Annotated in this window: 18 protein-coding genes; 4 read left to right on the top strand and 14 right to left on the bottom strand. The window is 73.2% G+C overall.

The features are described 5' to 3' along the window. Nucleotides 1-24: 24 nt before the first annotated feature. From ACQPY4_RS13990 to ACQPY4_RS13965, 6 genes are all read right to left on the bottom strand, one after another. Complete coding sequence (locus ACQPY4_RS13990) at nucleotides 25-1212, bottom strand: ABC transporter permease (protein ID WP_433336255.1); 1188 nt, start codon at nucleotides 1210-1212, stop codon at nucleotides 25-27. Further along, nucleotides 1209-1943: an ABC transporter ATP-binding protein gene (locus ACQPY4_RS13985; RefSeq protein WP_433336253.1), complete on the bottom strand. Its 735-nt coding sequence runs from the start codon at nucleotides 1941-1943 to the stop codon at nucleotides 1209-1211. The genes ACQPY4_RS13990 and ACQPY4_RS13985 overlap by 4 nt, the downstream gene beginning before the upstream one ends. 29 nt (nucleotides 1944-1972) lie before the next feature. Then, nucleotides 1973-3055: a peptidoglycan-binding protein gene (locus ACQPY4_RS13980; RefSeq protein WP_433336251.1), complete on the bottom strand. Its 1083-nt coding sequence runs from the start codon at nucleotides 3053-3055 to the stop codon at nucleotides 1973-1975. Next, nucleotides 3052-3582 carry a hypothetical protein gene (locus ACQPY4_RS13975; protein WP_433336249.1) on the bottom strand — a complete coding sequence of 177 codons (531 nt, stop codon included), beginning with the start codon at nucleotides 3580-3582 and terminating at the stop codon, nucleotides 3052-3054. Before ACQPY4_RS13975 ends, ACQPY4_RS13980 begins: the two co-directional genes overlap by 4 nt. A 93-nt stretch (nucleotides 3583-3675) precedes the next feature. After that, on the bottom strand, nucleotides 3676-5100 hold the full coding sequence (locus ACQPY4_RS13970) for an ATP-binding protein (RefSeq protein ID WP_433336247.1): 1425 nt from the start codon (nucleotides 5098-5100) through the stop codon (nucleotides 3676-3678). Beyond that, nucleotides 5090-5776, bottom strand: coding sequence for a response regulator transcription factor (locus tag ACQPY4_RS13965; RefSeq protein WP_433336245.1), 687 nt, complete (start codon nucleotides 5774-5776; stop codon nucleotides 5090-5092). Before ACQPY4_RS13965 ends, ACQPY4_RS13970 begins: the two co-directional genes overlap by 11 nt. A gap of 204 nt (nucleotides 5777-5980) precedes the next feature. On the opposite strand from ACQPY4_RS13965, the gene ACQPY4_RS13960 reads away from it, so the two are divergent. Further along, nucleotides 5981-6772 (top strand): hypothetical protein, encoded by a 792-nt coding sequence (locus ACQPY4_RS13960; RefSeq protein ID WP_433336243.1) that lies wholly within the window; start codon nucleotides 5981-5983, stop codon nucleotides 6770-6772. A gap of 8 nt (nucleotides 6773-6780) precedes the next feature. Beyond that, a complete protein-coding gene (locus ACQPY4_RS13955; RefSeq protein ID WP_433336241.1) occupies nucleotides 6781-7596 on the top strand; it encodes a hypothetical protein in 816 nt (271 codons plus the stop codon). An 80-nt stretch (nucleotides 7597-7676) separates the two neighbouring features. Here ACQPY4_RS13955 and ACQPY4_RS13950 read toward each other — a convergent pair whose 3' ends face one another. The 6 genes from ACQPY4_RS13950 to ACQPY4_RS13925 all read right to left on the bottom strand — a co-directional run bounded on the left by ACQPY4_RS13950 (nucleotide 7677) and on the right by ACQPY4_RS13925 (nucleotide 12346). Continuing rightward, nucleotides 7677-8552: an ABC transporter permease gene (locus ACQPY4_RS13950; protein WP_433336239.1), complete on the bottom strand. Its 876-nt coding sequence runs from the start codon at nucleotides 8550-8552 to the stop codon at nucleotides 7677-7679. Nucleotides 8553-8555: 3 nt separating this feature from the next. Continuing rightward, nucleotides 8556-9563 carry an ATP-binding cassette domain-containing protein gene (locus ACQPY4_RS13945; protein ID WP_433336237.1) on the bottom strand — a complete coding sequence of 336 codons (1008 nt, stop codon included), beginning with the start codon at nucleotides 9561-9563 and terminating at the stop codon, nucleotides 8556-8558. After that, nucleotides 9560-9988 carry a lasso peptide biosynthesis B2 protein gene (locus tag ACQPY4_RS13940; RefSeq protein WP_433336235.1) on the bottom strand — a complete coding sequence of 143 codons (429 nt, stop codon included), beginning with the start codon at nucleotides 9986-9988 and terminating at the stop codon, nucleotides 9560-9562. Before ACQPY4_RS13940 ends, ACQPY4_RS13945 begins: the two co-directional genes overlap by 4 nt. Beyond that, nucleotides 9985-10245 (bottom strand): lasso peptide biosynthesis PqqD family chaperone, encoded by a 261-nt coding sequence (locus ACQPY4_RS13935; protein WP_433336233.1) that lies wholly within the window; start codon nucleotides 10243-10245, stop codon nucleotides 9985-9987. The genes ACQPY4_RS13940 and ACQPY4_RS13935 overlap by 4 nt, the downstream gene beginning before the upstream one ends. Next, entirely contained in the window at nucleotides 10242-12074 is a 1833-nt protein-coding gene (locus tag ACQPY4_RS13930) for an asparagine synthase-related protein (protein WP_433336231.1), read from the bottom strand. Before ACQPY4_RS13930 ends, ACQPY4_RS13935 begins: the two co-directional genes overlap by 4 nt. 146 nt (nucleotides 12075-12220) lie before the next feature. Next, the gene (locus ACQPY4_RS13925; protein ID WP_433336229.1) at nucleotides 12221-12346 is read right to left on the bottom strand and encodes a lasso RiPP family leader peptide-containing protein; all 126 of its coding nucleotides are present in this window, start codon (nucleotides 12344-12346) and stop codon (nucleotides 12221-12223) included. Nucleotides 12347-12590: 244 nt separating this feature from the next. On the opposite strand from ACQPY4_RS13925, the gene ACQPY4_RS13920 reads away from it, so the two are divergent. Next, nucleotides 12591-13316, top strand: a complete 726-nt coding sequence (locus tag ACQPY4_RS13920) for a DUF3105 domain-containing protein (protein WP_433336227.1) — start codon at nucleotides 12591-12593, stop codon at nucleotides 13314-13316. Next, nucleotides 13313-13975 (top strand): DUF305 domain-containing protein, encoded by a 663-nt coding sequence (locus tag ACQPY4_RS13915; RefSeq protein WP_433336225.1) that lies wholly within the window; start codon nucleotides 13313-13315, stop codon nucleotides 13973-13975. Before ACQPY4_RS13920 ends, ACQPY4_RS13915 begins: the two co-directional genes overlap by 4 nt. Here the strand turns inward: ACQPY4_RS13915 and ACQPY4_RS13910 are convergent. Further along, a complete protein-coding gene (locus ACQPY4_RS13910) occupies nucleotides 13923-15308 on the bottom strand; it encodes an alkaline phosphatase family protein (RefSeq protein ID WP_433336223.1) in 1386 nt (461 codons plus the stop codon). The genes ACQPY4_RS13915 and ACQPY4_RS13910 overlap by 53 nt on opposite strands. Further along, nucleotides 15305-16474: a metabolite traffic protein EboE gene (gene eboE / locus ACQPY4_RS13905; protein WP_433336221.1), complete on the bottom strand. Its 1170-nt coding sequence runs from the start codon at nucleotides 16472-16474 to the stop codon at nucleotides 15305-15307. The genes ACQPY4_RS13910 and eboE overlap by 4 nt, the downstream gene beginning before the upstream one ends. Between the last annotated feature and the right edge of the window lie 2 nt (nucleotides 16475-16476).

Below are 16476 nucleotides of genomic sequence, written 5' to 3'. Positions count from 1 at the left end.
AAGTCTCCCTCGCGGTCGGTGATTTCATATCGTGGCCAGGGCGACGGTCGGCGGCACCCGCGCGGCCCGCACCGCCGGGTACAGCCCCGCGAGCGAGCCGATGAGGAGCGCGGCCGCCAGCGCCGCGCCGAACACCCAGGCGGGCAGGGCGATCGGCAACTCGCTCGCGACGGCGTAACCGGCCGAGGTGGCCGCTCCGAGCAGGCAGCCGACCGTTCCTCCCAGCCCCGCCAGCAACAGCGACTCAGTGAGGAACTGGGTGCGTATCTGGCCCCGGGTGGCCCCCAGAGACCGGCGCAGGCCGATCTCCCGGCGCCGCTCCAACACCGAGATCACCATCGTGTTGGCCACGCCCACCCCGCCCACGATCAGGGCCACGGCGCCCAGGCCCAGGAAGAGGTCGGTGAACGTGCCGGCCGCCGCGGCACGGGCGGCGAGCGCGTCGGAGGGCCGGCTCACCTCGACCTCCTCGGGGTTCTCGGGGTTGACGGTCCGGGCGAGCACACCGCGCACGGCGCCCACCGCCTCGGGAGCGGAACGTTCGTAGATGGTCGTCGGGGAGCCGTCGAAACCGAGATAGGTCTTGGCGGCGTCCCAGCCGACCAGGACGGAGCGTTCGATCTCGGGGGCCAGCGGGGCCGCGCCGAGGACGCCGACCACGGTGAACCACCGGTCCCGGATCCACAGCTGTGCCCCCGGTTCGGCGACCCCCAGACGGCGGGCCGCCACCGACCCCACGACGACCGTCGGATAGCGGGCCGTCGCCGTGTTGAGCCAAGTTCCACGCTCGACGGTGACCTGCAAGGTCCTGGCCAGGTCGCCGGTGGTGGCGCTCACGCCCACGCCCCCGGTCTCCGCCGCGGGGATCTTGTCGGTGCGGCGGACGGACGCGTCCAGGCGCCCCACGGCCGACGCGGTCTGTACCGGCCCGATCCGGCGGGTCATCTCGACCGCGGTCTCTGGGAGCCTGGCGTCCTTCCCGGTCAGGGTGCTGCCCGGAGTGACGGTCAGCATGTTGGTACCGAGCCGGTCGAGCTGCGCCAGCAGGTCCGCCTTGTTGGATTCGGAGACTCCCACGACGACGACGATGGTCGCGATGCCGATCGCGATCCCCAGCGCCGACAGCGCCGCGCGCAGTCGCCGCGTGCGCAGGCCGGTGGCGCCCGTGCGCAGGGTGTCGCGCGGGCTGAGGCGGGCGGGGGTGAGATTCATCGGACGTCGCCCCCCGGTCGTGCCGCCCGCTCGTCCGCGACGACCTTCCCGTCGCGGATGCGCAACCGGCGCGGGGCCGCGGCGGCGACCTCGTCGTCATGGGTGATGATCAGAACGGTGGTCCCGGCCGCGTGGAGTTCCCGCAGCAACCGGAGGATCCCGGCCCCAGATTCGGAGTCGAGATTCCCCGTCGGCTCGTCGGCGAGCAGCAGCCGGGGCTCGCCCACGACCGCCCTGGCGATCGCCACCCGCTGGCGCTCCCCACCGGAGAGGCCGCCGGGGCGGTGCCCGAGGCGGTGCCCGAGGCCGACGCGTTCGAGGGCGGCGGTGGCGCGATCGCGGCGTTCGCCGAGCGGCGCACCGGTGTAGAGGAGTCCTTCCGCCACGTTGTCCAGGGCACTGAACCCGTCTGTGAGATGGAACTGCTGGAAGACGAAGCCGATGACTCGGGCGCGCAGTGCCGACAGCCGCCCGTCGCTCAGCTCGCCGACTCCCTGACCGGCGATCGTCACGGTGCCGGTGCTCGGCCGGTCGAGCGTGCCGATCAGGTGCAGGAGGGTCGACTTGCCGGAGCCGGACGGTCCGACGATGGCCACGAGCTCGCCGTCCCGGACGCGCAGCGAGACCCCGTTCAGGGCGGTCACCCCGCCGGGGTAGCGCTTGGTGACGTGGTCGAGCCGCACGACGGGCGCGTCCCCCGCCCCGCCCGGCACCGGTCGCGGGGGCGCCACGTCCGGTACCGCCGATGCCCGCCGGGACGTCATTTCGCCGGCACCCCCACCACCGAGCCGGCGCGCAGCCCGGGCGCGGAGATCTCGACTCTGCCCCGGGCGAACAGCCCGAGCCGGACGGCGACGATCCGTGCGGTGCCGCCCTCGACGAGCTGCACGCCGAACCCGCCTTCGCGCAGGGCCAGCAGCACCTCGACGGGCACCGACAGGACGTTGCGATGCCGTTCGCTCTCCAGATCCACGCTCACCGGCGCGCGGTCGAGCGTCCGGACCCGGCCCGGATCGCTGAGCGCGATCTCGATCTTGATCGTGGCGTCGACCGTGCCCTGGTCGTCCGGCTCGCCCTTGGTCCTGGCCACGGTTCCGACCGCGACCAGACGCCCGTCGACCCTGGCGCCGCCGGGCAGCCCCACGGTCACCTTCGCGCCCTTGCGGGCGAACTGCTGGTCGGTGGTGTCCAGGTCGACCTCCACCCGGCGGTCGGTCCCGGTCACGGTGAGCCCGGCGGACCCGGGTCTGGCCTTCCCGCCCTTGGTCACCTTGGTGTCGGTGATCCGCACCGCGCCGGGAGCGAAGACGACCTGGGCGGCGTCGACGCTCCCGGTCTCGGGCAGGCCGCAGTCGTCCTGCCAGTCGCTGACGGCCGCCGCGGTGGCGGCGTCGAAATGCCGGTCGACCGTCAGGTCATCGCCGTAGCCCAGCGCCCGCAGGTTCCGCTCAAGCTGCCTGACGTCGGGACCGTCGTCCACACCGGCCGACAGCTCGCGATAGATCGGAACGGAGCCGTACATCAGCGTCACCGGACGGTTGTCGACCCGGTAGAGGACCTGGCCCCGCCCGACGGCGACTCCGTCGGGCCGGGTCCAGGTGACCGTCCCCGAGGCTCCGTTGGTCAGGGTCTGTTCCGCGCCGTAGCCGAGGGTCCCGGTCACGGTCTTGGTGTCGATGAGATCTCCCTGGGTGACCCGGGTGGTGGCGTCGGGGCCGGTCGCCCCAGAGGGCGACGGTTCCGATCCGCCGGACCCGCCCGCGGCGAGCACCGCTCCGGACGCCGTGGTCAGCGCGACGGCGGCGGCCACCGCGGCCGTGCGTCGGGAAGGGGGAAATCTCACGGCGTGCCCTGCTCCGGGAGCAGCTTGGAGCACTTCTGCAGGGCCTTGGCGTACTGCGGAGACTTGCGGTCGACCCCGCTCATGTCCACCGGGCCGTTGACCGGCGGGTCCGCCACGTTGACTCCTTCGCCACGCATGCAGGCGGCGAACTTCACCAGCTGGTCCCGGACCTTGGGGTCCGAGCGCCGCCCGGCGCTGTTCTGCGGCGCGTACTGCCGGCAGGCCTGCTGCGCGCGCTCCACAGTGCCCCGGTCGGTGCCGGGCGGGAACCCGAGCTTGGCGATGTCGTCGCCCGGTTTCGGGTCGGCCGCGTTGACGCCGTTCTGCCGCAGGCAACGGACGAACTGCAGCATCTGGTCATTGGGATCGGTGGGAGCGGCGACGGGAGAGGACGCCGTGCCGCCGGTGGGACTCTTGCCGCCCGCCGACGCCACCTCGTCGTTCTTCCCGTCCGAGCCCCCGCAGCCGGTCATGACGAGGGCGGCGAGCGCTGCCGCCGCCACCGTTCCGGCACCTCGGGTTGCCATGATCTCCTCTCGCGTCCCGGGTCTGCCCGGGACCAACACGCACAGCCTCGGGCATGGGCACTGTGACGACGCTGAGGGAGGCTGAGAGCCTTCTCAGGGGGCGGCCGGAATGCGAACGGTGGCCAGCAGCCCCGGTCCGGACGTGGCGTGTGCGGGTCTGGCGTTCGCCAGCGTGACCTCGCCGTGGAGGCGCTCCACCGTTTCGGCGACGATGGCCAGCCCGAGACCGGCACCACCGCCGTCACGGTCACGCGCGGCGTCGAGCCGGGTGAATCGTTCGAAGACGCGCCGCCGGTCCGCCACGGGGACGCCAGGGCCGTCATCGGCCACCGTGAGGACCGCCAGGCCCCGCTCGACCCGGACGGCGATGTCCACCCGGCTCGCGGCATGCCGCACAGCGTTGGCCACCAGATTCGTCAGCACCCCGTCAAGGTCGTGCGGGGCGGCGCGGGCCGTCACGACGGTGGGCGCGTCGACGCGGACCGGCACCCGGGCGCGCTCGAAGCGCTCGGCGACGGCGACCGCGATCGTGCTCAGGTCGGCCGGGCCCGCGTCGCCGGGCCCGGCGGGCGCGGTTCCGTCCAGCCGGGCCAGCGCGAGCAGTGTCTCCGCCAGTCTCGACAGCCGCTGCACGTCGGTCAGGACGTCCCGTACGGTCTCTCGCCAGTGCTGCCCGGTGGGATGGGCGAGCGCCACCTCAAGCTGGGTTTGCAGGCTGGCCAGCGGGCTGCGCAGCTCGTGCGCCGCGTCGGCCGTGAAGGCGCGCTGCCGGGCGCCGGCCGCCGCGAGCCGGTCGAGCATGTCGTTGAGGGTCAGCGACAGCTCGTGGATCTCGTCGCGGGTGGCGGGGACGGGCAGCCGCCGATCGGTCGCGCTGGTGGCGATCTCCTGCGCGCCCCGCCGCAGAGCGGTGACGGGGCGCAGCGTGAAGCCGACGACCGCCCAGACGGTGGCCGCCAGCAACAGGATGACGAGCGGCACGCCGACCAGCACCCAGGCCCGCATCGCCCGCAGGGTGCGGAGCGTATCGCTCAGCGGGACGGCGGCCAGCACGGTCACCCGGCGGCCACCGGGATCCCGGGCGGCGGCGCCGACCACCATGAGAGTGCCGGCCTTGGTCTCCACGGTGAACACCGCTCCGTCGCGGGCCCGCCGCGTGTCGTCGGCGTCGAGCAGGATCGCCAGGTCATCGGCGTCGGCGGACGCCCCCACCAGCCGCCCGGCGTCGTCCAGGATCTGCACGGGCTGGCCGGCCACTCCGGGCAGCGGGCGCGGAACGGGCCGGGCCGGGCCGGGGCGGGCCGGGGCCTCGCGGTTCCGGCCCACCAGCGGCTCGATCGATTCGGCACGCTGGCGCGCGGTGTGCTCCGCGCCGGACAGCACCGCCCGTTCGGTGGTCCGGACGGCCCACAGGCCGCCCAGGCCGAGCGCCCCCGCCAGGGCCAGCACCGTCACCAGGGTCAGCCGGGCGCGCAGTTCGCGCCGCCGCCACCAGCCGAGCACGGCTCTAGCCGCCATCGCCGGCCAACCGGTAACCCATCCCGCGGATCGTCTGCAGCGCGCCCCGGCCGAACGGCGTGTCGATCTTCCGGCGGAGGTATCCGACGTACACCTCGACCACGTTGGGGTCGCCGTCGTAGTGGGCGTCCCAGACATGCCGCAGGATCTCCGGCTTGGAGACGACCTCGCCGGGGCGCCGCATGAGGAACTCCAGCAGTGCGAACTCTCTCGGCGTCAGCGACAGCGGGGTACCGGCCCGGCTCGCCTCGCGCCGGGCCGGGTCCAGCAGCAGATCCCCGGCCCGCAGGACCGCCGGGCGCGGAACCGCGGCGCGGCGCAGCAGTGCCCGTACCCGCGCGACCAGGACCACGAAGGAGAACGGCTTGGTCAGGTAGTCGTCGGCGCCGAGGTCGAGGCCGTCGGCCTGGTCGTACTCGCCGTCCTTGGCGGAGAGCATGAGAATGGGGACCCAGATCTCCGCCTCGCGCATCCGCCGGCACACCTCGTAGCCGCTGACCTTCGGCAACATGATGTCGAGAATGACCACGTCGAAGGTGCCCTCGCGGGCCAGGTGCAACCCGTCCTCGCCGTCGAAGGCCAGCTCGACCGAGAAGCCCTCGGCTTCCAGGCCGCGCCGGATCGCGGCCGCCATCCGCCGCTCGTCGTCGATCACCAGCGCACGCACTCCGGCCACGCCTCCGCCCGTCCCGACCAGTCCGCCGACCCGTCACGCCGGCGGTCTCCCACCGATGTTCCCTCCAGCTTGCCCCGTCGCACCTGAGAGGTCGCTGAGAGCCGGATCATTCGGGACAGAAGAGGGACCGCACCCTCAGGAACTCGGGACGCGGAGCTCCTTACGGTGAGCGGGCCCAGACCTCGATCACACAGGAGCGTCCACATGTCCACGATGAGCCGCAGAGGGGTGCTGACCACCGGGCTGACCGCGGCGGTCGCCGGCGCGACCGGCCTGGCGGTCATGGCGCCGACGCGGGCCACGGCGGCGCCCGCCGGCAAACCTCCGCCGTCATTCCCCGATGTCCCGGGAATGCGCGGCGACCGGCGTGCCAACGAGCTCTGGCACGACTACGAGATTCGCTTCGCGCACCAGATCACGCAGGAGATCAGGGACGCCTTCCAGGCGATGATCACCGCGGCGGGCGGCTCCGCGGACGAACTGCTGCAGCACTATGCCCGGACTCGAAAGGAAGGCACCTATCCGGAGGCGTTCATGCCCTATGTGACGCCGGCCAGGGACGCCTACGCATTCGTATCCCGGCTGCAACTGGAGCTGTACGACCGGTACTACCGGCACAATCTCCACGGCCTCGCCTGGGCCCTGGTCCACATGGGCGAGGGCACCCTTTACGACCCTCGGATGCCGCACCCCAACGAGATCCACATGATGAACGGCGGGCCGAACGGCGAGCCGACCAAGGGCTGGCACTTCTGGCATGCCATCAACCGGGGAATGACGCTTCAGAACATCGACGAGGAGCGGTGGAGCCGGGTCGATCGATTGATGGGCGCGGGCTGGGAGACCCAGTCCATTCTCAAGCCGCGGCTGGACCGGGTGAACCCACCGCTCGACAGGCGGATCGGCGAACGGCTGATCCGGACCTGGCGCCGTCGCTCGCCCGACCAGGTGGACACGGCCTTCGATTCCTTTCCCGACCCGGCCTGGCTGTCCTGAGGAGACCGATGGACTCGAAGGATCTGGACAGGCGGCGTTTGCTGCGGTCGTCGGCCGGGGCCGCCGCGGCGGCCGGGCTGGGAATGCTGGGTGTCGCGGCGGCCGCCCCGGCGGCCGCCGCGACACCGGAGTCCCGGCAGGTGCCCCGTGCCCCGCAAGGCGGCGAGCTGCCACCGGTCCCCGGCATGTCCGGCGACCGGCGCGCCAACGAGCTCTGGTACCAGTTGGACGAGGTCACGCTCCACCACCGGCCACCCGAAGTGATGGCGGCCTTCGTGGCGATTCAGAACTACATGGCCGGTGGGGCGGAGCGTGGCCTGGTCGACGCCTGGCAGCGGATGGTGAAGGAGAGCGCCTATCCGAGCAACTTCACCGAGTTCGTGACCCCGATCAGACAGCCCCTGAGCGTGCTGGCCGAGGTCCAGGCGGAGGTCTTCGACGCCGTCTATCCGCGGGGCGGGCACCGGCTCGCGGCGGCGTTCGCCGACTTCGGCCAGGGCGTCCTCTACGACCCCCGGCACAGGAGCGTGCACACGATGGACGGCCGGCCGCCGCGCGGCTACCACGTCTGGCATGTCTACCTGCGGGCGATGATGTTCCTCGGCCTCGACGCGTCACGCTGGCGGGAGATCGCTCCCCTCAACGGCTTCGCGTGGGCCGTGCAGACGGTCGCCAAGCCGAGCGAGGAGCACCCCAACCCGCCGTTGCCTCGCTCGACGGTGCGGCGGCTGGCCCGGACCTGGCTGCGCCGCGGTCCGGAACGGCTCGACATCGACTTCCAGTCCTTCCCCTACCCCGCGGGCATGGAGTCTCCGGGAATCTGAGCCACCGATGATGGCGTCGGCGTAGGCCCGGGTGAACGGTCACCGGGCCTACGCCGAGTGTGTTCCGTGCGCGGGAGCCGTCACCCGGTCCGGGAGAACCGATGGGCGGCCACGGCCAGGGCGGTGAGCGCCATCAGCACGATCAGGCCGAGTTCCAGAGCGACCGGGGGCGTCCATCCCCACCACTGCGGCCCGGACGCCCTCCCTTCCAGGTCGGGTCCGCCGCCGGGGAGGGTACGACGGATCGCGTCGACCGCGTAGGTCAGCGGGTTGGCCAGCACCGCCCCGCCGAGCCATCCGGGCAGGCCGCCGGCCGGGAACATCGCCCCGGACAGGAACAGCAGCGGCATCATCGAGAGGCTCACGACGACCTGGAAGCTCTCGATCCGCTTGATGCACACGGCGCAGCAGACCGCCACGGCGGTGAACGTCAGCGCCGTGACCGCCAGTTCCACCAGCACCAGCACCAGCCGAAGGTCATACCGGATGCCCGCCACTCCGGCGACGGCCAGGACGAGCGCGCCGTACGCCGCGCCGGTCGTGGCCCCGCCCAGGGCGATCCCCACCAGGAGCGCGCCGCGGCGCACGGGTGCGACGAGCATCTGGCGCAGGAATCCGGCCTGCCTGTCCCAGACGATGGACGTGCCGACGGCCATCGCCGGGGCCTGCACGGCCATCAGCAGGACCCCGGGGAAGAGAAACGTGCGGAAATCCTTGAAACCGTCGGCGGTCGTGCCCGCCGCCGAGGACAGGCCCGTGCCGAGGATGAGGAGGAACATCAGCGGGGTCAGCAGACCCATGCCGATCCGCAGCGGGCTGCGGCCGAGCCTGATCACCTCGCGTTGCCAGAGGACCCGGACGGCCCGCAGATCCAGGGCGATCCGGTCGCGGCGGCGCAGCGGCGCCTCGACCCGTGGGGGCGGCGTCAATTGCGGGGGAACGTCGGTGCGTACCACCTTCTACCTCCTCGGTCCCGGGACGGCGGGCCGCGCCGGAGCGTCGGCCTCCCGGATGGTCCGGCCGGTGTAGTGCAGGAAAACGTCGTCCAGCGACGGCGGGGTGACCGTCACCGAGTGCACCGGGACACCGAGTCCGGCGCAGAGCCGGGGCACGAACGCGGCCCCGTCGCCCACCCTGAGCCGGACGCCGTCCGGGTCCGCCGACGCGTCGAGGCCGAATCGCTCGCGCACCGCCAGCGCCGCCTTCGCGTCGTCACCGGTGCGCAGCGCCACCAGGTCGTCGCCCACGATCGCGCGCAGCCGGGCGGGGGAACCCGACGCGACCACGTCGCCATGGTCGATGATGGCGATCCGGTCGCAGTGCTCGGCCTCCTCCAGGTGGTGGGTCGTGAGGAAGATGGTGATCCCCTGCTCCCGCCGCATCCGGTGCAGGTACTCCCAGATGGAGGCGCGGGTCTGCGGGTCGAGTCCGGTCGTGGGCTCGTCCAGGAACAGCACTCGCGGGGTGTGCAGCAGTCCCCGTGCCATCTCCAGCCGGCGCCGCATCCCGCCGGAGAAGGTCCGCACCGGTGAGTTCCGGCGCTCGGTCAGGTCCACCAGATCGAGCATCGCGGCGATCGTCTCCCGCGCCCGCCGGCGCGGGAGGCCGAACAGGTCCGCGTGGAAGCGCAGGTTCTCCGCCGCGGTCAGGTCGGCGTCCAGCGTCGTTTCCTGGAAGACCAGGCCGATGCGGCGCCTGACCTCGCCGGGCTCGTCGAGCACGTCGTGGCCGGCGACGACGGCCCGGCCCGCGCTGGGCCGCAGCAGTGTGGTGAGCATGCCGATGGTGGTGCTCTTGCCCGCCCCGTTGGGCCCGAGGAAGCCGAATATCTCCCCGGTCGGGACGGTCAGGTCCAGATCGACCACGGCCTCGCGGGCGCCGTAGACCTTGCGCAGTCCCCGGGCCACGACCGCGAGGCCGCCCTCGGCGAGGCTGCTCGCGGACGTCCGGCGGTCGCCGGTGTTCATGTCCGCTCCCGCGAGGCGCGCCGCACACTGATCACGGTGTGGAACAGCGTCGTGTCGTCGGTCTCGCCGACGGCGGCGCCTTCCGCCTCGACCCAGGCGTGGGCGCGGAACGGGCGGGTGCGGAAACCGGTGCACCAGTCCGGCCAGGAGCCGTGCAGCCGGCACAGCAGGACGGCGGCCACGGATCGCTGCAGGCAGCCCTGACCGGCGCAGCGGCCGCTCACCGAGACGACCGCCCGCCGCGCGCTCAGCGCCTCGGCGGCGGTGGCCGGACGGGAGCCGCGGCTGAGCACGTTCAGCACCTGGCGCAGCCGCCGCGGCGGGAGCATGATCAGGAGCCGGGAGAAGCCGGCGGCGCCGCGCGCGGTGAGGTGCCGGTGCCACGGCAGCCGCACGGCGTGTTCGGAGGTGACCGGCATGCTCATGACGTCACCACCAGCCGGGCCTCGGTCAGCTTTGCCAGCAGCGACTCCACGTCGCGACGGGCGCGTTCGGTGAACTCGGGACGTCCCCGGGTGAGCAGTGCGGCCGCCTGTTCGGCCGAGTGCCCGTCGAGGAGCAGCCGCAGCGTGGCGGCCCCGGTCCGGTTGAGTTGCCAGTAGCGGCCGGCGCGCTGGTCGAGGAGCACCAGGCCGTCGTCGCTGTCGGTCGCCGTGACGTCAGGGGGGAGGGCGAGGGTCATCGCGATTCTCCTGCCGGGATCGTGGCCCGCGCGGCGCGGGCGGAGCGCAGCCAGTTCTCGCAGGCCAGGGTGTTTTCGAACGGGGTCAGGTGCCGGGTCTCGGGCCCCGGGGCGAGCAGCCCGCCCCGCAGTGTCTCGGGGTCCACCAGTCCCAGCTCGCCCAGCCGCAGGTCGTCACAGAGCTCCAGCAGCGCGTGCCGGTTGGTCTCCAGCCCGGCGTAGACCTCGGCGCTGAACTCGCCCTTGCTTCGCCGGCCCAGGATCTCGTCGGGCACGGCGCCCCGCAGGGCGGTCGTGAGGACCGGCTTGTACCGGCCCCACGCCGCGCGGTCGCCGATCCGAACCGACAGGGCCGCCTCGATGACCCGGTCGTCCAGGTACGGAGCCTCCCAGTCGACCCCGGAGGGGGCGAGCGCGCGTCTCAACTGGCGGATGGCGCTTCCGCTCATCAGGACGCTCTCCAGGATCTGGTGCCTGTACCGGTCGGGGTCCAGTGGACGCGTCCCGCCGGCAGCGGCGGCGCGCAGCAGCCTCCGTGCGGTGTCGACGGCCTGTCCGGTGGCCCACGGGGGCATGCGAAGGTCGCCACGCCATCCGCGCGGCGCCTCGAAGGGGCCCGCGGGGTCACCGGTCAGGCCGTCGGCGGAGGCGGCCAGCGAAGCCGCGAAGCCGGTGCGGTCGGCGAGCCCGCGAACGGTGGAGCCGAGCCGCCAGCGGCCCATGGTCCGGTGCCGGCGGACCGCCCGCAGTCCCCTGAGCGGATGCCTGCGCACCAGGGACCACAGATATCCCGGTACGGCCCCGAACAGCTCGTCGCCACCGAGGCCGATGAGATGCACCGAGGACCCTTCGGCGGCGGCGACCTGTGCCAGCTGTTCCATGTGGGCCCGGTTACGGCTCCAGGAAGGCGGGCCCTCCACGTCGTCACGTGTGCGGCCGTCGCCGGGACGGGAGGCGAACCAGCTGGGAGCGTCGTCCGGTGCGATGACGGCGTGCCGGACGCCCGGCATCAACCCCGCCGCCCGCTCGGCCCATTCGGAGTCGTCGTTGGCCGGGTCCAGCGGCTGCCAGTGGTAGGTGAGCAGGTCGGCTCCCTCCGCCGCCGCCAGGAAGCACAGGCCGGTGGAGTCCATGCCTCCCGACAGATCGGCGCTCATCGTGCGCGCTCCCGCCGCGCGGACCGCGACCGCCTCGGTCAGCGCCGTCCGGAGCGAGGCGGCGGCCTCGGGCAACGTCAGCACGGCCGGCGGCGGCCGCCACCAGCGCACGGGGCGCCCGGTGCCGTCCGGGGAGACGTGCAGCCAGTGGCCGGAGGGCAGCTGTGCCACGCCGGTCCACACCGAACGCTGGGACAGCGGCCACGGGGCCACCGGTGTCATCAGCCGCAGGGCCAGCGTCTCCGGGTCGAGCCGCGGCTCGGTGAGCGCCAGCAGCGGGCCTGGGTCGGCGGCGGCGACCGTCACGCCGTCCGTCGTGGCCCACCAGATCTGCCGTGCGGTCGAGATCGTGCCCTGGCTGCGGGTCCGGCCGTCGAACGAGGCCAGCAGGTGGAAGGCGCCCGGAAGGGTACGGGCCACCTCGTCGAGGGCGTGCGGGGATCGTGCCCGATCCAGGATCCGCTCGGCGGCCACGGGGTCGATCCGGGTCCGGCCGATGAGCGCCAGGCGCCGGGTCCCCGCGATGATCAGCGTGAAGTGTTCGTCCGCCCAGTCGCCCACGAGCCATGGGCGTCCCGAGGCATGCGGGACGAGTCGAGTGCCCGCCCGGCCGGAAAGGCGATCGAGGATCGTGTCACTGGCCGGGCTGTCCGGGAGGGTGAGAAAGTCCATGTCTCCTCAGGTCCGTGTCTGGCCGGGGGCCAGGACGAGCGACGGTGGCGAACCCGGCGAGGATCGCGAGGTTCGCCACCGCCGGAGGTACGGGGGCCCGAAGGTCCCCGTACCGGTGCCTGAACGGCTGGTGCCGGTCGGGTCGATCAGCAGACGTAGGCCCACCAGTACCAGTCGACCGGGCAGCCGGAGTTCAGGCCGAGGGTCAGCTCGGCGAAGTCGCCGATCTCGATCAGCGCGGGCGCCTCGTAGGCGCCTTCCTTGGTCACCATCGGTTCCTCACATTTCTTGTCGAGCACTTGTCGTGTCGGGCGGGGACAGCCGGGCCGGCCAGCGGTGTTCCGCCTCACTGGACGCCCTCAACCTAGGAGCCCCCCGGTCCTGGGCTCATGGGTGTCCGGGCCCATTCGGGTCCCGGCTTCGGCCGGGGCGGTCCCGGCCTGAGCGGAATCGGGGCTCGGGCGGGTCGTCGCTCCCAGGAACCCGGGACCCGGGACCGCCTAGGTTCGGGATGCCATGACCCAGCGACAGAGCCCCGGACACCAGGGCCGTCCCGCCTCCTCCGGCCCGGACGGCGGCGATCCCGACCTCGCACGGCGCGAACGGCTGGCGGTACTGCGGCGAGGCGAGGCGCGCCGGGCCCGTCGCGAGCGGCGGCTGGTGGTGGGCGCCATCGCGCTCATGGCGACGGCGGGCCTGGCCGTGGCGGGCTGGGCCGTGAACGCGGCCCAGGACGGCGGCGGCCCCGGCGGCGGGTCCGCGCAGCGGCCGCGAGGACCCGACCCGGACAAGGCCAACGTGCCCGGCGAACGGGTCTATCCGAACCAGGCCCGCGGTCATCGAACCGGCGGTGTCCGCTATCCGGCGAACCCGAATCCACCGGTGGGCGGCGTCCACGACCCGGTCTGGCAGAACGCCGGCGGCGACGTCTACGAACGGCCGCTGCGTCCCGAGCACGCCGTGCATTCGCTGGAGCACGGCGCGGTGTGGGTGACTTATGGCAAGGGGGCGACGGCCGCCGAGATCGCGACCTTCGAGGCGAAGGTTCACGGCGTGCCGTACCGGTTCATGAGCCCGAACCCGGGGCAGACCGGCGCCTTCGTGCTCACCGCCTGGGGGCACCAGCTGAGCGTGACCTCCGCCACGGATCCGAGCGTGGACCGCTTCCTCGGCCTCTACACCTCCGGGCCGCAGGCGCAGGAGCCCGGCGGGCCCGTGACCGGCGGCCGAGCCGAGCCATGAGCGCGGCCGCCCGGCGGACGCTGCTGATCGGCCTGGCGGCCGTGCTGGCACTCGTCCTGCCCGCCGTCGCCGCGCTCCACCTGCCCGCCCGGACGGTCCCGAGCGGGCTCGCCGCCCCCGGCGAGGACTCCGCCGAGGTCGGCTTCGCCCGGGACATGTCCGTTCACCATCAGCAGGCCGTGGAGATGGCGCTCCTGCTCCGCGACCGCAGCGCCTCCGCCGACGTGCGCCTGCTCGCCTACGACATCGCCAACGCCCAGGCCGCCCAGCGGGGGATGATGCTGGGCTGGCTGGCGCTCTGGGGCCGCACCCCGACGTCCAGCCGGCCGCCGATGGCCTGGATGCGCATGCCCCCGCCGAGCGAGGCGGATCGGCGGGCGGGCATCCTCATGCCGGGGATGGCGTCCCGAGAACAGCTGCGACGGCTGGCCACGGCCGCCGCCGGGGAGGCCGACATCCTCTTCCTGCGGCTCACGATCGAGCATCACCGCGGCGGGGTGCTCATGGCCGAGCACGTGGCCGGGCACGCACTCGCGGGCGCTTCCTGGCCGGAGGTGCGGCGGCTCGCCCGGACGATGGTCACCGGTCAGCGGGACGAGATCGACCTCATGACGCGCATGCTCCGCGAGCGAACGCCAGGTCGAGCAGCAGGTCCTTGACCTCCGTGGCGGCGAGGGCACCGCGGGCCAGGCCGGGATCGGAGCACAGCAGTACGGGACCATCCTCGGGACGGCCTGGCAGGCGGCCGTGGCTGCCTCGCACCCGGGTGGGATCCAGCGACACGACGTTCATCGTGTAGCGCAGCCCGAGCCTCTTGCGGATGAGCGCGAGCGCGGCGCGCGCCTTGACCAGCGGGTCGGTGTGGTCGAAGAGCAGTTCCGCCGGGTCGTAGCCCGGCTTGCGATGGATGTCCACCATCCTGGCGAGGTCCGGTGCCCGGGCGTCGTCGAGCCAGTAGTAGTAGGTGAACCAGGACTCGGGAGCCGCGACCGCCACGAGCTCACCGGAGCGTGGGTGATCGAGCCCGTGTTCCTTCTTGCCCGTCTCGTCGAGGACCTCGGCCACCCCGCCGGTTCCCGCGAGCAGCTCCGCCACCCGCGGCAGGTCGGCGGAGTCCCGGACGTAGATGTGCGCGAGCTGGTGATCGGCGACCGCGAACGCCCGGGACGTCCAGGGGGCGAGGTATTCCATGCCGTCCTGGGTGTGCACGTCGAGCAGCCCGGCGCGGCGCAGCACCCGGTTGAGGTGCACCGGCCGCTCGACCGGGGTGATGCCGTACTCGCTGAGCACGACCACGGTCGCGTCCTCCCTGCGGGCGTCGTCGAGCAGCGGGGTGACCGCGGCGTCGAGCTCGCGAGCGGCCCGCGCGGCGCGCGGGCCGTCCGGGCCGTACCGCTGGAGGTCGTAGTCGAGGTGCGGAAGGTAGACGAGGCTGAGATCGGGCCGGTGGACGCGGAACACGTGCCGGGCCGCCGCGACGATCCACCGCGAGGAGGTGATGTCCGCGGCCGGGCCCCAGAACCGGAACAGCGGGAAATCCCCGAACTGGCCGGTCAGTTCGTCGTGCAGGCCCGGTGGATGTGTGTAGCAGTCGGGTTCCTTGCGGCCGTCGGCGTAGTAGATGGGGCGTGGGGTGACGGTCCAGTCGACGTCCGCGCCCATCGCGTACCACCAGCAGATGTTCGCCACCGTGTAACCGGGGTGCCGGCGGCGGGCCGCCTCCCAGATCTTCTCGCCGCCGACCAGGCGGTTGTGCTGCCGCCACAGCAGCACCTCGCCGAGCTCGCGGAAGTACCAGCCGTTGCCGACCACACCGTGCTCCGCCGGGGAGACCCCGGTGAGCAGGGTGGACTGTGCGGAGCAGGTCACGGCGGGCAGCACGGTGCCGAGCTCGGCGCCGAACCCCGCCGCCCGGACGGCGGAGAGGCCCGGCATGTGCCGGAGCAGCCGGGGCGTGAGGCCGACCACGTCGAGCACGAGCAGCCGCTTCATCGGATCTCCTCCTTGAGTCCCGCGGAGATCAGCGTGGCGCGGGTCCAGGCGAGCTCCGCGGCGATCCCCTCGATCAGGTCGGCGTCGGTGGGTGAGCCGCGCAGAACGGGCCAGGTATAGGTCTCGACCTCGATGTGGTCCGTCCGCGCCGATGGTCCGCCCACAAGCGTCGCGAGCGTGCCGAGGAGTTCCGGGACGGTGGCCCGGAGCGGCGCGGGAAGTCCGGAGTGCAGGGGGACGTGGTAGTGGACCCGCCAAGGCCCGGCGCCCGGCAGCCCGCCGCCGAGCGCCTCGGGCAGGTCGTCGGCACCGGTGGGGACGACGGCGGGCGGCACCGGGGCCTCCCGGGTCTGGTGCAGGAAGCGCGGCTCGGCGAGACGGGTGAGCGCGGCGCGCTGCTCGGGGTCGGCGGGCAGGTCGGCTCGCACCGCGCAGGACGCCTGTGCCTTGACGACCGGCAGGCCGGCCTTGGCCAGCCGGGCGCAGGCGGCCACCGGGTCCTCGAAACCGACGGCGAGATGGCAGGCGTCGACGCAGACGCCGATCCGCTCGGTGTCCAGCCCCGCCAGCAGGGCCGGGGCCTGTGCGACGCGCTCCAGGACACAGCCGGGCTCCGGCTCCAGACCGACCCGCACCGTGCGCCCCGTCTCGGCCTCAAGGGCGGCGAGCCCGGCGGCGAGGGAGTCCAGGTTCCGGCTGGCCAGGGCGGCGCGCTTCGCCGTCCACGGCGCCCGCCAGGCGATCGGGAGGGTGGAGACGCTGCCCCGGGCGACGTCGTCGGGGAGCAGTTCGCTCAGGACCCGCGCACAGCCGAGGGTGTAGTCGAGGCGTTCCGGCTCGGTCCAGTCCGGCCGGTAGACCGACTTCTTGACCGTGGCCGCCTGGAACCCCGAGTAGGGAAAGGCATTGAGCGTGACCACCTCCAGGCCGAGCCGGTCGAGCTCGCCGCGCAGCCGGTGCACCGCCCGCGGAGCGGCGAGCAGCTCGCGTTGCACCCCGCGGGCCAGCCACAGCCCGACTCCGAGGCGATCGGCGCCCAGGCGCCGCCGGATGGGGGCGGTGAAGCGGGACAGCTGCGCCATGACGCCGTCCAGTTGCTCGGCCGGATGGACGTTCGTGCAGTAGGCGAGATGGACCCTGGTGCCATCGGGGTGCCGGAACCGCATCG

The organism is Spirillospora sp. CA-294931, from assembly GCF_050946795.1.
Classification (GTDB): Bacteria; Actinomycetota; Actinomycetes; order Streptosporangiales; family Streptosporangiaceae; genus Spirillospora.
This window is presented reverse-complemented; position numbering and strand designations above follow the sequence as displayed.